The 14182-nt window shown below is 66.1% G+C and carries 13 protein-coding genes; 7 read left to right on the top strand and 6 right to left on the bottom strand.

Annotated elements, in window-relative coordinates:
* Nucleotides 1-112: 112 nt before the first annotated feature.
* Nucleotides 113-451, bottom strand: a complete 339-nt coding sequence (locus QA639_RS24280; RefSeq protein ID WP_011441447.1) for a P-II family nitrogen regulator — start codon at nucleotides 449-451, stop codon at nucleotides 113-115.
* A gap of 354 nt (nucleotides 452-805) precedes the next feature.
* Between QA639_RS24280 and QA639_RS24275 the strand changes: the two genes are divergently transcribed.
* Both QA639_RS24275 and QA639_RS24270 read left to right on the top strand, forming a co-directional pair.
* Nucleotides 806-2305: a bifunctional ADP-dependent NAD(P)H-hydrate dehydratase/NAD(P)H-hydrate epimerase gene (locus tag QA639_RS24275; RefSeq protein ID WP_028333941.1), complete on the top strand. Its 1500-nt coding sequence runs from the start codon at nucleotides 806-808 to the stop codon at nucleotides 2303-2305.
* A 204-nt stretch (nucleotides 2306-2509) separates the two neighbouring features.
* On the top strand, nucleotides 2510-3064 hold the full coding sequence (locus QA639_RS24270; protein WP_283087545.1) for a flavin reductase family protein: 555 nt from the start codon (nucleotides 2510-2512) through the stop codon (nucleotides 3062-3064).
* Here QA639_RS24270 and QA639_RS24265 read toward each other — a convergent pair.
* The gene (locus tag QA639_RS24265) at nucleotides 3061-3960 is read right to left on the bottom strand and encodes a LysR family transcriptional regulator (RefSeq protein ID WP_283087544.1); all 900 of its coding nucleotides are present in this window, start codon (nucleotides 3958-3960) and stop codon (nucleotides 3061-3063) included. The genes QA639_RS24270 and QA639_RS24265 overlap by 4 nt on opposite strands.
* Nucleotides 3961-4103: 143 nt before the next feature.
* Here QA639_RS24265 and QA639_RS24260 point away from each other — a divergent pair, with 143 nt between their 5' ends.
* The 4 genes from QA639_RS24260 (at nucleotide 4104) to QA639_RS24245 (ending at nucleotide 9188) form a co-directional block, all read left to right on the top strand.
* Nucleotides 4104-5105 carry an HpcH/HpaI aldolase/citrate lyase family protein gene (locus tag QA639_RS24260; RefSeq protein WP_283087543.1) on the top strand — a complete coding sequence of 334 codons (1002 nt, stop codon included), beginning with the start codon at nucleotides 4104-4106 and terminating at the stop codon, nucleotides 5103-5105.
* The gene (locus tag QA639_RS24255) at nucleotides 5095-6294 is read left to right on the top strand and encodes a CaiB/BaiF CoA transferase family protein (RefSeq protein WP_283087542.1); all 1200 of its coding nucleotides are present in this window, start codon (nucleotides 5095-5097) and stop codon (nucleotides 6292-6294) included. The genes QA639_RS24260 and QA639_RS24255 overlap by 11 nt, the downstream gene beginning before the upstream one ends.
* Nucleotides 6295-6333: 39 nt before the next feature.
* Nucleotides 6334-7707, top strand: a complete 1374-nt coding sequence (locus QA639_RS24250; RefSeq protein ID WP_283087541.1) for an LLM class flavin-dependent oxidoreductase — start codon at nucleotides 6334-6336, stop codon at nucleotides 7705-7707.
* Between the two features lie 62 nt (nucleotides 7708-7769).
* Nucleotides 7770-9188: an MFS transporter gene (locus QA639_RS24245; RefSeq protein WP_038377428.1), complete on the top strand. Its 1419-nt coding sequence runs from the start codon at nucleotides 7770-7772 to the stop codon at nucleotides 9186-9188.
* A gap of 90 nt (nucleotides 9189-9278) precedes the next feature.
* Here the strand turns inward: QA639_RS24245 and QA639_RS24240 are convergent, their stop codons facing one another.
* Nucleotides 9279-9620, bottom strand: a complete 342-nt coding sequence (locus tag QA639_RS24240; protein ID WP_283087540.1) for a monooxygenase — start codon at nucleotides 9618-9620, stop codon at nucleotides 9279-9281.
* Between the two features lie 289 nt (nucleotides 9621-9909).
* Between QA639_RS24240 and QA639_RS24235 the strand changes: the two genes are divergently transcribed.
* Nucleotides 9910-10686, top strand: coding sequence for a tetratricopeptide repeat protein (locus QA639_RS24235; RefSeq protein WP_283090617.1), 777 nt, complete (start codon nucleotides 9910-9912; stop codon nucleotides 10684-10686).
* A 33-nt stretch (nucleotides 10687-10719) separates the two neighbouring features.
* Here QA639_RS24235 and QA639_RS24230 read toward each other — a convergent pair whose 3' ends face one another.
* The 3 genes from QA639_RS24230 to QA639_RS24220 all read right to left on the bottom strand — a co-directional run bounded on the left by QA639_RS24230 (nucleotide 10720) and on the right by QA639_RS24220 (nucleotide 14034).
* Nucleotides 10720-11430, bottom strand: coding sequence for a hypothetical protein (locus QA639_RS24230; protein ID WP_050384899.1), 711 nt, complete (start codon nucleotides 11428-11430; stop codon nucleotides 10720-10722).
* Between the two features lie 165 nt (nucleotides 11431-11595).
* Entirely contained in the window at nucleotides 11596-12681 is a 1086-nt protein-coding gene (locus tag QA639_RS24225) for an enolase C-terminal domain-like protein (RefSeq protein WP_028333948.1), read from the bottom strand.
* A gap of 18 nt (nucleotides 12682-12699) precedes the next feature.
* Entirely contained in the window at nucleotides 12700-14034 is a 1335-nt protein-coding gene (locus tag QA639_RS24220) for a multicopper oxidase family protein (RefSeq protein WP_028333949.1), read from the bottom strand.
* Nucleotides 14035-14182: the final 148 nt, after the last annotated feature.

Here is a 14182-nt window from a genome sequence, read left to right as displayed (position 1 = left end):
GAGCGACGTTATTCCCGCTTTTGGCGAGTTCGTGTGACTACACAAACGAAATCAGGCTGCCGAAGCAGCCTTTTTTCTCTTTTGCCGTCAGAAAATCCGGATAGCACCGCCCTTAAATAGCGTCCAGCCCGGATTCGCCGGTCCGGATGCGGATGGCTTCCTCGATGTTGGAGACGAAGATCTTGCCGTCGCCGATCCGGCCGGTCTGCGCCGCGCGGCGGATCGCGTCGATCGCCTTCTCGACCAGGTCGTCGCCGATCACGATCTCGATCTTCACCTTGGGCAGGAAGTCGACGATGTATTCCGCACCGCGATAGAGTTCGGCATGGCCCTTCTGGCGGCCAAACCCCTTGGCCTCGGTGACGGTGATGCCTTGCAGTCCAACTTCCTGGAGCGCTTCTTTCACCTCGTCGAGCTTGAAGGGCTTGATGATGGCTTCAATCTTCTTCACTGAGCGCCTCCCGGGCATTGCAGATTGCAGGGTCGAGTTCGATGCGCGTGGGGCGCAGTCTGGTTGGTCTTAAGCCTTCCGGCCGGTGGCCGGAAACACGCGCAATGGTCGCATGAAGCGGCCTCGCGCGCGGCTTCCTCAAAAGCAGGGTCTATGCCAAGTTGTTAAGGTCCCCGATTTCGGAATGTTATCAGCCTTTTAACAGGCAATCGGCTGATATCGAACCACATGGGCTATGATATCCAAGCCTAACAAATAGGCAAATAGATCAATCCGTATGCAGTCGGCCAGTAGAAACCCCGCGAACGTCACAGAAATTGCCTCTCGAAAAGGCGAAGCGATTGAGGATTCGGCATGGACGTTCTGACGACGACCGAGATGGAACGCGCCGACCGGCTGACCATCGCAGCCGGAACGCCGGGCTTCGCGCTGATGATGAGCGCCGGCCAGGCCGTCGCGGAAGCCGCGATGGACCTCGTCGAGGAGGGGCCGATCGTGGTGGTCGCGGGCCGCGGCAACAATGGCGGCGACGGCTTTGTCGCCGCCGCCGAGCTCGCCGCGCGCGGCCGCGAGGTCTCGGTGATCCTGCTCTGCGAGCGCGACAGCCTGCAGGGCGACGCGGCGCTGGCGGCGAAGGGCTGGAAATATCCGGTGCTGCCGTTCAATCCGCAGGCGCTCGGCAAGCCGGCGCTGATCATCGACGCGCTGTTCGGCGCCGGCCTCAACCGGCCGGTGAAGGGCGATCCCCTGGAGATGATCGCGGCCGTCAACGCCAACGGTACGCCGGTGCTGGCGGTCGACCTGCCGAGCGGCATCAACGGCACGTCGGGCGCCGTGATGGGCGCGGCCGTGCAGGCGACCGAGACCGTCACCTTCTTCCGCAAGAAGCCCGCGCATCTGTTGCTGCCGGGCCGGATGCATTGCGGCCGGGTGCGCGTCGCCGACATCGGCATCGCCGCGCAGGTGCTCGACGAGATCAAGCCGCTGACCGCGGAGAATGCGCCCGAGGCCTGGCGCTGGTCGTTCCCGGTGCCGCGGATCGACGGCCACAAATACGCGCGGGGGCATGCCGTCGTGGTGTCGGGCGATCTCGCCTCGACCGGAGCGGCGCGGCTTGCCGCGCGCGCGGCACTGCGCGCCGGCGCCGGCCTCGTGACGCTGGCCTCGCCGCGTGATGCGCTTGCCGTCAATGCCGCGGCGCTGACCGCGGTGATGGTTCGCGCGGTCGACAACCCGATCCAGTTCGCCGAGCTGCTTGGCGACAAGCGCCTCAATGCCTGCGTGATCGGTCCGGGCGCCGGGGTCAGCGCGCGCACCCGCGACTTCGTCCACACCGCGCTGTCGGCGCAGCGGCATCTGGTGCTTGACGCCGACGCGCTGACCAGCTTTGCCGGCGCGCCGGACCGGCTGTTTGAGGCGATCAAGGCAAGCGACGGTCAGCAGGTGGTGCTGACGCCGCATGAGGGCGAGTTTCCGCGGCTGTTCAGCGATATTTCCAACAAGCATCCCGGCCGTTCCAAGCTCGAGCGCGTGCGCGCGGCGGCCGAGCGCTCCGGCGCGGTGGTGCTGCTGAAAGGCGCCGACACGGTGATCGCGTCTCCCGACGGCCGCGCCACCGTCGCCGCCAACGCGCCGCCGTGGCTCGCCACCGCCGGTGCCGGCGACGTGCTGTCGGGCATCATCGCCGGTTTCCTGGCGCAGGGCGTCGCGGCCTTCGAGGCGGCCAGCATCGGCGTCTGGATGCACGGCGAGAGCGCGAGCGAGGCGGGCCCGGGCCTGATCGCGGAAGATCTCACCGAAGTGCTGCCCGCCGTGTTCCGCCGTCTCTATGACGAGTTCGGGATCGAGTATTAGGCGGCTCGTGCTGGCCGACATGAATGCCGCCGCGCGCGCGCATCGCGCGGCATTCGATCAGGCACTGCCGTGGCCCGCCGGCCTGCACACGCCCGACGGCATTGATCGGATGATCTGAACAACTGGTTAGATATTTGCGTTTCTGCGATCGGTCGGGCTGGCCTATACGATTCAAAACCGTCGTCTCTCGCCCGGAACAGTCAGATGAACGCACCGACCAGCCTGCTTTCGACCGCCGCACGGACCGCCGCTCCGGCTCACAGGAGCGTCGACCCCGCGTCCTATCGCGCAGCGATGCGCCACCACGCCGGCGCGGTGACGATCCTGTCGGCGGGCGGGCCGGGCGACAAGACGGGGATGACGGCGACGTCGGTCTGTTCGCTGTCGGACACGCCGCCGCGGCTGATCGCCTGCGTCAACCGCTCGGCGAGCGCGCATGGCCTGATCCGGCGCACTGCAGCCTTTGGCGTCAACATGCTGCACGCCGACCAGGTGGAGCTCGCCAATGTGTTCGCCGGCCGCCGCGGCATCGAGCGGGACGATCGCTTTTCCGACGCCGACGGCTGGCTGTCGCTTGCCACGGGCGCGCCGATCCTGCGGGATGCGCTGATCGGCCTCGACTGCGAGCTGATCGACGAGCATGCGCACGACACGCATTCGATCTTCGTCGGCGCGGTCCGCGCGATGCATCTGCGTGAGGGGGAGACCCCGCTGATCTATTTTGGTGGCGCGTTCTGCGGGCTGGCCCGGCGGACCTAAGGGCGCGGCTTGAGGAATTTGTGAATCACTGATGTCAGCGCGCCGGCGGCCGGCGAGAACGATTGTCCGCGCAGCGAGACGATGCAGACCGTGCGCTCCAGCACAGGATTGACGATCGGCAGCGCCTGCATCGTCTTCCTGATCGGCCGCGGCAACGCGACCTTGGGCAGGATGCCGACGCCGAGGCCTGCGCCGGCCAGCGCGGCCAGCGTGTAGCTGTGCTCGACCTCGAACTTGATCTTCATCTGCAGATTGCGTGTGGCGAGCGCGCGCTCCAGCATCGAGCGCAGCGCCGCCGATTTTGAGTTGAGCAGGATCGGATAGCCGGACAGTTCGGTAAGGTCGACCGCGCTGCGCTTGCGAAACGGAAACGCTCTCGTCGCCAGCGCATAGATAGGGTCGTTGAATAGCGGCGCAAACTGAAACTCGGTCGAGCCGTCCATCTCCGGCCCGATGCCGAAATCGGCCTCGCGGCGGCGCAGGCAGTCCAGCATGTCCTCGGCGGCAAGCTCGCGCAGATTGATGTTGATGCCGGGATAGCTCGCCTGGAAGGCATGCAGCGCCTGCGGCAGGATGGTCGCGGCGATGGTCGGGACGCAGGCCAGCGACAGCGTGCCGCGCTGGATGTCGATGACCTCGCGGATCTCGCGCAGGCCGTTCTCCCATTCGCCGAGCGCGCGCCGCGCATGCGTCAGCAATTGCAGGCCCTCAGCGGTCAGCTCGACGCGCCGCGTGGTGCGATGAAACAGGGCGGCGCCGACCTGGTCCTCCAGCAGCTTGATCTGCATGCTGACCGCGGATTGCGAGCGGTTGAGCTGCTCGGAGGCCTGGCGAAAGCTCTTGTTCTCGGCGACCGCGATGAACATGTGCAGCAGCTTGAAATTGATCTGCGACATCGTTTTGCCCTGCAGGGGGATTGTCCCGAAGAACCGAACAGTTCTTAAGATAATCTCGTTAGAAAGATCAGTGTCGGACATCTAGCATGACTGTGTTGGCCGTGGGAGACGATCCTGCGGCGCGATGCAGAAAAGATGCTCCGATGTCCTTCACCGTCACCAAGCCGCGCACGCGCCGCGTCCAGCGTTCCGAACTCGCGGTTCCCGCGACCTCGACCCATTTCTTCGAACGCGCAGCAAGTAGCGCCGCCGATTTCATCTTCCTCGATCTGGAGGACGCGGTTGCGCCGCCGCGAAAACCCGAGGCGCGCGAGATCGCAATCGAGGCGCTGAACCGGATCGACTGGGGCAACAAGACGCTGGCGGTGCGGATCAACGGGCTCGACACCGAATGGGCGCATCGCGACATCATCGAGATCGTCAGCCGCGCGCCGCGCCTCGACCTCGTCATGGTGCCGAAGGTCGGCACCGCGTTCGACGTCCAGTTCGTCGATGCGCTGCTGACGGGGCTCGAGCGCGAGTTCCCGCGCACAAGGCCGCTGGGCATCGAGATCCTGATCGAGACCACGCTTGGGCTCGCCAATGTCGAGGACATCGTGCAGGCGTCGGAGCGGCTGGAAGCGGTCATCTTCGGCATCGGCGATTACTCGATCGATCTGCGCACCTGCGGCGAGATCATCGGCGCCTCCGATCCGCGCTATGCCGTGCTCACCGATGCCGGCGAGGACGGCGCGCGCCGCATGCACTGGAACGACCAGTGGCACTTCGCTCTCGCCCGGATCGCCAATGCCTGCCGCGCCCACGGCCTGCGTGCCATCGACGGCCCCTATGCCAATTTCGGCGATGCCGCAGGTTTTCGCGCCAGTGCGGCGCGGGCGGCCGTGCTCGGCTTCGAGGGCAAATGGGCGATCCATCCGTCGCAACTCGAGAGCGCCAACGAGGTGTTCTCGCCGACCGCACGCGAGATCGGCTGGGCGCGCGAGATCACGGCGAAAATTCAGTCCGCCAGCGCTGGCGGCGACGGCGCCTTCGGACAGGACGGCGTGCTGATCGATCTTGCGGTGCTCAAGCGCGCGCAGGCGATCATCGACCGCCATGACGCAATTCTGTCGGCGGGCAGGGCAGGAGCGCGCGATGTCGCATGAGCCACCGCTGGCCGGAATTCGCGTGCTCGACATCGCGACCTTCGTGGCGGCGCCGTTCTGCGGCACGGTGCTGTCGGATTTCGGCGCCGAGGTGATCAAGATCGAGCAGCCGGGCACGGGCGATCCCTTGCGCCGGTTCGGCACCCCGAGCGACTGCGGCGACACCTATGTCTGGCTCAGCGAAGCCCGCAACAAGAAGTCGGTGACGCTCGATCTGCGCAGCGAGCGTGGCGCTGCGCTGTTTCGCGAGCTGGTCCGCCAATCCGACGTGGTGCTGGAGAACTTCCGGCCGGGCACGCTGGAGAAATGGGGGCTCGGCTTCGAGGCGCTGCGCGAGATCAACCCAAAACTCGTGATGCTGCGCATCAGCGCCTATGGGCAGGACGGCCCGTTGCGCGACAAGCCCGGCTTTGCCCGGATCGCGCACGGCTTCAGCGGGCTCGCTTATCTTGCCGGCGAGGCGGGGCGCCAACCGGTGATGCCGGGATCGACCTCGCTCGCCGATTACATTTCGGGGCTATGGGGCGCGCTCGGCGTGCTGCTGGCGCTGCGCCATGCCGAAGCCACCGGACACGGGCAGGTGGTCGATATCGGTCTCTATGAATCGGTGTTTCGGCTGCTTGACGAAATGGCGACCGTGTTCGCCAAGACCGGCTTCGTCCGCGAACGCCTCGGCGCCGACACCGTCAATGTCGTGCCGCACAGCCATTACCAGACCGCCGACGGCAAATGGGTGGCGCTGGCCTGTTCGAGCGACAAGATGTTCGAGCGCCTGGCGCAGGCGATGCAGCGCCCTGAACTCGCGACCGACCCGCGCTATGCGGCCATGGCCGGCCGCCTGGCGCGGCGCGAGGAGGTCAACGGGATGGTCGCCGACTGGATCGGCTCCATGCCGCTGGAGACGGCGCTTGCCGAGTGCGAGCGCTACGACGTGCCCTGCGGGCCGATCTACAGCATCAGTGACATCTTCGCCGACCCGCAGTACCGCGCGCGCGGCAACATCGCCGAGGTGCCGTCGCGCGCCGGCCTGATCGCGGTGCCGAGTGCGATCCCAAAAATGTCGCGCACGCCGCCGCGGTTCAGGCATGCCGGCGTCGCGCTCGGCGCGCACACCGACGAGGTCCTGACCTCGCTTGCCGGCGCAACCGCGGCGGCGCTCGCCGCGCTGCGCAACGACGGGGTGATCTGACATGAACCAATTCTCCGGCGGCCACGAAGGAACCACGCCATGACCAGGCAGATGAAATTGATCGGCTTCCTGCAGGCCCAGAATTGCTCGAACTATCCCGCCTCCTGGCGTCATCCGGACTCGAAGCCAAACTGGTTCTCGCGCGACTACTATCAGGAAATCGGGCGCACGCTGGAGCACGGCAAGTTCCATCTCGCCTTCTTCGACGACCGGCTCGCGATCCCCGATCGCTTCGGTGACGATTTTCGCGAGACCATCCGCCACGGCGTGCGCGCGGCGAAGCTCGATCCGGTCTCGGTCGCGCTCACGATGGGATTGGCGACCGAGCGGCTCGGCATCGGCGTGACCTATTCGACCACCTATTACGAGCCGTTCCACGTCGCGCGCGTGTTCGCGACGATGGATCTGCTGCTGAACGGCCGCGCCGCCTGGAACGTGGTGACCTCGCTGAACGACTCCGAGGCTGCGAATTTCGGTGCCTCGCAGCATCTCAGCCACGATCTGCGCTATGACCGCGCCGACGAGTTCATGGAGGTCGTGCTCGGCCACTGGAACAGCTGGGAGGACGGCGCGGTCAGCTTCGATCGCGAGAGCGGGCTGTTCGCCGACCCGGCCAAGGTGCACCGGCTCGACCATCACGGCCAGTTCTTCCGCTCGCGCGGCCCGTTTACGGTGCCGCGCTCGCCGCAGGGCCATCCGGTGATCATTCAGGCTGGCCAGAGCGGCCGCGGCAAGACCTTTGCGGCGCGTTGGGGCGAATTGATCTTCGTGATCTATCCCAATCTCGACATCGCGAAGAAGCAGTATGCCGACCTCAAGGGAACGCTGGCCAAGACGGGCAGGGACATCAGCATCGCGCCGGCGGTCTATCCGATCGTCGCCGAGACCCAGGCCGAGGCCGAGGACAAGTTCGCCGCGATCAACCGGCTCGCCAAGCCGATCGATGCGCTGACGCTGTTGTCGGAGGTGCTGAACTACGATTTCGCGGCCAAGCCGATGGACGAGCCGTTCACGTCGGACGAGCTGGCTTCGATCAGCGGATTGCAGGCGATCCGCGACCGCGTGATGAATCTCAGCGGCAAGCCCAATCCGACGCCGCGGGACTTCGTGCAGTTCAGCGGGCGCGGGACGCTCGCTGAACTACCAACCTTCGTCGGCTCGCCCAAGGCGGTCGCCGATCAGATGGAGCGCTGGTTCTGCGAAGGCGGCTGCGACGGCTTTGTCGTGGCGGCCACCCATGTGCCCGGCACCTACCAGGACTTCGTGCGCCTCGTGGTGCCCGAGCTGCAACGCCGCGGCCTGTTCCAGCGCGACTATAAGGGCGGCACGTTGCGCGAGAATCTCGGCCTGCCGCGGCCGCTGGCCGCGCATGCCGGCGTGGCCGACGAGGAAGCGCGCGTCTCGACCGGATGATGCCGGACCAGAACGCCGGCGCAGACAACGATCAAAACAAAATCAAAATCAGGGAGGCTGAAGTGACCAAGGGCGTTAACGCGGGGGGCCGGCTCGACAGATTGCCGATCGCCGGATTTCACTACCGGATATTCGCGCTGATCGGAGCCGGACTGTTCGTCGACGGCTTCGAGATCTTCCTCGCCGGCAGCATTCTCGGCGCGCTGGTTCAGTCCGGCTATTCGGACCTCGCCCAGAATGCACGCTTCATCTCGGCGACCTTTGTCGGGATGCTGATCGGTGCCTGGCTGGCGGGCATCGCCGGCGACCGCTTCGGCCGCAAGTTCGCCTACCAGGCCAACCTCCTGATCTTCGGCCTCAGCGCGCTGGCGGCAACGCTCGCGCCGTCGATGAACTGGCTGATCGGGGCCCGCTTCGTGATGGGCCTCGGGCTCGGCGCCGAGATCGTCGTCGGCTATGTCGTGCTCAGCGAATTCATCCCGCCGCAGCAGCGCGGCCGCTGGGGCGCGGCGCTCGCGACCTGCACCAATGGTGCGCTGTTCGTCGCGACGCTGGTCGGCTGGGTCGTCATTCCGCATCTCGGCTGGCGCTGGATGTTCGCGCTGTGCGGCATCGGCGCGATGATCGTCTGGTTCCTGCGGCGCTCGCTGCCGGAATCGCCACGCTGGCTCGAGACGCAGGGCAAGAGCGCCGAGGCGGAGGCGGTGCTGGCGGCGATCGAGCAGGAGGTCGGCAAGGGCAGGACCCTGCCGACCCCGGCCTATCAGCCGGCCCCGGTGCAGCCGGACGTTCGCTTCACGCGCCTGTTCTCGCGCGCGTTGATCGCGCGGACCATCGTCGGCTGCCTGATCCTGATCGGGCTCAACACCGCAGTCTACGGCTTCATCGCCTGGATCCCGACCTTCTTCGTCAAGCAGGGCATCAACCTGTCGTCATCGCTCGGCTACACCATGCTGATGACGCTCGGCAGCCCGCTCGGCACGCTGTCGGGCATGTGGATCGGTGAGAAGATCGACCGCAAGCCGTCGCTGATCGTGCTGTCGCTCGCCGCGGCCGGGCTCGGGCTGATCTATCCGATGTTCATCAACCCGGTCGCCTTCGTCCTGATCGGCTTCCTGCTCGTGTTCACGGTGGCGGTGATGCTGGCGCTGGCCTGGGGACTCTACATCCCCGAACTGTTCCCGACCGAGCTCAGGATGCGCGGATCCGGCATCTGCAACACGGCCGGTCGCCTGATGTCGATCGTGACGCCGTTCATCGTGGTCGAGCTGTTCACAAGGTTCGGCGTCACCGGCGTCGTCTCTGTGGTGGCCGGGCTCCTGGTGGTGCAGGCGATCGCGGTTGCGGTGCTCGGCATCGAGACCCGCAAGCGTCCGCTGGAGGCGTTGCGGCCGGAGGCGATGGACGGCGAAGCTTCGCCTGCGCAGGCGCACAGCACGCTGCAACCGAGCACTGGCAGGATCGCCGGCGGCGGGGATTAGGCGTCGGGCAGAGGCCCCGGTCGGAAAATAGCCGCGTTGACGCCCGCAGTGCACCCAGATGCGGGCGTTCAACAATCACTCAGGTCGATTTCATTCCGCGGCGGAAATCAGCGCGGTTTGATTCACTCGCGTCTCGCCCGTGAGATTGTCGACAGTGACATGCGTGTCGTACCAGGTCAGCCGCGGCCGGGCTCCGAACCGCTCAGTCAGCTCGGCGATCTTGGCCTCGGTAAACCATGCCTCGGCGGCTTCCCGGCTCTCCCACAGGTAAACGCCGCCCGTGCCGGCCTCGCCGTTGAGGTAGTCTTTACGGATCAGCCCCTTTGTCGCGAGCTTTCGATAGGTGGGAGCGCTGCCCATGCCACCCCTGATGGCCTGTTCTTCGGTTCGCTTCGGAAGGTCGAATTGAACGATAACGATGCACTGTGCCATTCCGGTTCTCCGATCTGAGTCAGATGAGTCAGGTTCGTTCGGCGGCACGCCGATCACTGCATCATACAAGGTCGGCATTACCCTTGTCCCGCCTAGATCCGATCCTTCCGCTGCCGGCTGAGCGGGCGGGACGGCTCGTCGGTGCTGAAGTTCCGCTTGCACGAGACTTTTGGTGGACGCGTGGAAGGAGGCGGGCTAAAGCCCCATGAGGTTCCCTTGCATCCCGTGAATCCCGCTCGTGAGTGCCACGCAGAACAATTTCCTCGCTCAGGCGCTGCAACAAGGCGCGATGGCGTTGCGGGCGCAGCAGTTTGCGCAGGCGGAGCAGATCGCCACCAACATCCTGAAATCGAACCGTACCGACAGGCATGCCGCGCTTCTGCTGGCGCATGCGCTGATGGGGCAGAAGCGGGGCGGCGAGGCGATCGCACCGCTGGAGCGGGTCGCGCGCCGCGGCGAGGATAGCGAGGTCGAGACCTTGCTTGGCGCGTTGCTGTGCGGCGCCGGCCGCGTCACCGACGGCATCGCACAGCTTCGGCGCACGGCGGCACGCCGCCCGCCATATTTTCCGTCCTTTCAGGAACTCGCCGGGCAGCTTGCCAAGGCCGGTCAACACGACGAGGCGATCAGCACGATCGAGGCCGGTCTCGCGCTCGCCCCTGAGAGCGTCGACCTGAAGCTCGATCTCGGGCGCTTGTTGCAGGAGACCAATGACATCGCGCGGGCTGCAAGCGTCCTGACGGCGGCACGTGATGCTGCGCCGGGACGCCCCGACGTTCTCAACCAGCTCGGGCGGGTCCTGATCCTCGTTGGCGACTACGCCGCAGCCGCGGATGCGTTCCGCCGCGTGCTCGCGCAATACCCGGATGATCGCTCGACTCGCGCCCACCTCGCCACCTGCCTTTTCGAGCAGGGTGAGCGCGATGCTGCCGAGGCGGCGCTGCGCTCGGTGATACGCGGTCAGCCCCAGCTGTTTGGACGCGCGGCATTCGTCATGGCCTCGGGATCTCATGGCCGCTTCTTCTTCTCCCAGAGCACCGCTGCGAAGTTCCTCGGCGGGGAGTGAGATTGAGCGCGGCAGACGGCATTCCGCCTCGCCTTACGCCCTGAAGTTTCTCCGGTAGAGGTTCGGCTGCCGTCTGAGCTCGGTGCGGAGTTCGCCGACCCGCTTGGCGTCTTCGGCGGTAAACGGCGATGCCTGCGCGGTCCAGTCGTCTCGCTTGACGGGAATACATTGCGCGATCGGAGTCCCCTTGGGGAGCACGCCTCGGAAGTTCCTGTCGTGCCAGTACGCCGGAAAGTGCACCCAATTGTCGGCATAGAGGTCGGAATTGACCAGGCCGCTGAGTGTGGTGAATGGCAGGTCGAAGCGGTTGACGGGATGGGTGAAGTAGATCGCGTAGCCTTCCGGGGCTTCGACGGTCCACAAATTGTGGAATTTGAGAAAGAAGCGGCCCTCTTCAAACAGCGGAGTGCCGGTGACCTGACCCGGGTCGTGGAAGCCGATCGGTGAGCGTGGAAATTCCGGCGTGCCTCCCGGCGGCAGGTCCTGGTCCCAGGTGATTTCGCCGGCCTCGACCTTGAGATCGCAAACCAGCGGCAGCAAGAACCCGCAGGTCATCGCATCCACGAACGGCGGGCAGCGCTTGATGGTGTCCTCGTCGTGCAGGTTGATCGAAGAGAAGGCCGTCGCCGGCATGGACTTGAGCCAGTCGGGAACGCCCTGCGCCGCCGGTATGGGGGCCGGTATCAGTCCGTCAAGCTCCGTCGGACAACGGAATTTGAGCGTCAGCTTGTTGTTGGTCGACATTGGGCGCTCCGATATCCGGTTGACCTACATGAACGCACGGCAAAGGTGAAGCTGCGATCGATCGCAACAACGGCCATGTAGGATGGGTGGAGCGAAGCCCATCAATCATCTCCGCGCGGCCAGATGATGGGTATCGCTGCGCTCCACCCATCCTACTGTCCGCGGCTAGCTCATGAGATACTTCGCCACCGCCGGCTCGTTCCACTCGATGCCGAGCCCGGGACCCTTGGCGGTCACCGCGCCGTCGACGATCTCGGCGGGCCTTGTGAGGATGGAGCCGGCGAAGTCGAGGAATTCGAGCCAGTGCGCGGTCGGCGTCACCGCGAGCAGATGCGCGCTGACCTCCGCGAACAAATGGCTCGACATCGGAATCGATGCGGCGTCGGCTTGTCCTGCGACCTGCATCCAGCCGGTGACGCCGCCGACCTTCATGACGTCGGGCATGATGAAGTCCGATGCGCCGGCGGCGATCGCTTCGGCGAAGCCGCGCGGAAACCACCAGTTCTCGCCGGCCTGGATCGGCGTCGGTGAGGTCTCGCGGACTTTTGCGTGGCCGGACAGGCTCTCCTGCGGCACCGGCTCCTCGATCCAGTGCAGATCGTAGGGCGCAAGGCGGGCGATGCGGCGGGTCGCCTCCGCCGGATCGAGCGACTGGTTGAAGTCGATCATCAACGCGATGTCGGGACCGAGCAGGGTGCGCACGCCCTTCACGACGCGCTCGTCATTGGCGGCATCTCCGTCGCCGCCCTTGATCTTGATGCCGCGAAAGCCCTGGTCGAGCGAGCGCCGCAGCGCGCGCTCGTCGGCGACGGGATCGACCACGCCATAGCTGTCATAGGCCTTGATCGGCTTCGCCGAGCCACCGAGCAGTTCGACCAGCGGCCGGCCGGCGAGCTGGCCGACTACATCCCAATACGCCATGTCGAGACCGGATACCGCCATGCCGACCAGGCCCTGCCAGCCGAGCAGCCGAAACTTGGCGTCCATTGCCTTCATCAGGTCGAACGGCGCGACCGGCTTGCCGATGAGTTCGCGGCCGATCTCCTCGATCAGATAGGCAAGAGGTTTAAGCGTGAGCTTGCTGTAGGCGAAGATGTAGGTGCGGCCGGTAACGCCTTGGTCGGTCTCGACATCGATCAGAACCAGCGGGCCGGAATCGATCACGCCGAAGGCGTTCTTCACAGGGCGCTTGAGCGGCACCACGACGCTTCGCGCACGAACTCCGCGGATCGCTGCAACTGTCTGGCTCATGGACGTTTCCTCTTTTTGTTATTGGACACTGTACCATCGGACGAGCCGCGGCGCGGCCCAGTCGGTCGCGACCTGCTCGATCAGATAGCGGCCCGGATATTCGGCGAGGAAGGCGATGCGCTGGGTCTGGCCCGGTTCGACCGCAAGCGTGTCGAGCCAGAACGGCTTCCAGCCGTCGTCGAGCCGATCGAGCAGACGAAAATGATGGCCGTGCAGATGAAAGACGCTGGCGACCGGGCCGCGATTGGTCAGCGCCAGCACGGCCGGCCGGCCGGCTTTGGCCTGAAAGGCCGGCGCGGCCGATGGCTTGAAGTCCGCCGGGCGGAACCATTCGGTCGGCGTGCCGAGGGTTAGCTCGAACCTTGCGGCGCTCTTGAGATCGAGCTGGGCTGGCATGTCGTTGCCGGGCAGCGGTGGAGCCGGCGGGAACGGCGCCGGGCGGACCGGCGGGTCGTTCGAGACGGCCAGCTTGCCGACCGGGCGGGCCAGCGTGCCGTCGTGCAGCAGGATCGCGAAGCTGGTTCCGGCCGGTCCGGCCGCGTCGACGAACACATCGGTGCGGCCGCCGGGAGCCAGTACCAGCGCACCGTTGCGGGCCGGAAACGGTTCGGCCGGCTGGCCGTCGATGGCCATCACTCGGACGTCAAGGTTCTCCAGCTTGACCGCCAGCACGCTGCGTTGGCTGCCGTTGATAAAGCGGAGTCTGAGCCGGGCATTGGCCGGTGCCGAGATATCGTATGAGGTTTTGCCGTTAATCGTATGAATTCGCGTCGAATCTTTTGGATCATTGCCGGCCGGGATTGCGCTTCCGTCCGGCCGCAGGCGCCACTCCTCGATCAGCAAGACCTCGTCGCGATCGATCGCGACCGGCGAGGTGCCGGTCACGATCAGCGGTCGCGGCCGTGCCGGTGCGGTGCCGCCATCGCCGATCAGCGGCTCGCACAGGAAGGTGCCGGCATGCCGAAGCGGCAGCTGGAAGCTATCCTTTCCCCCGGCGGCAAGCAGCGCCCGGGAGGCCAGCGGCTCCGCCGCCGCGACGCCGTCGAGCCCGCGGCAATCCAGCGCGGCCGCGACCGGCAGGTCATTGCCAAAGGTGACGTCAAGGATCTCGCCGCGCTTGAAGCGGAGGTCGCCGCTGCCGAGTGACCAGACCGGTATCTCCGGTCCGCCACGACCCGGTCCGTTGCCCGGACGAAGCGAGATCCGGTCGGGTTTGGCCTGGAGCGCGACCGCGATCCGGCCCTGTGCCGCGCCGGTGGCCGGCAGAGCGGGGCAAAGCGCCGCGGCCCCAAGGGCGGCGATCAGGCTGCGCCGGGTGAGTGAAAATTCGGGACTTGCGGGAGGACTTGTCATCCGGCCGATGCGGACCATTTTCAAGTGTACCTGTCCAGTCGCGATCGGTCGCAGGGCGGGCTCAACAGCGGCCATTTTTTTGCTGCGAACCGGTGGGCGCATGTTATAAGCCCGGCCGCCCGCGGCATCGCGGCCGGACTGGGATGCT

The organism is Bradyrhizobium pachyrhizi (genome assembly GCF_029714545.1).
Classification (GTDB): Bacteria; Pseudomonadota; Alphaproteobacteria; order Rhizobiales; family Xanthobacteraceae; genus Bradyrhizobium; species Bradyrhizobium pachyrhizi.
Note: the sequence above shows the minus strand (reverse complement) of the source record. Positions and strands in the feature narration are given on the sequence as shown.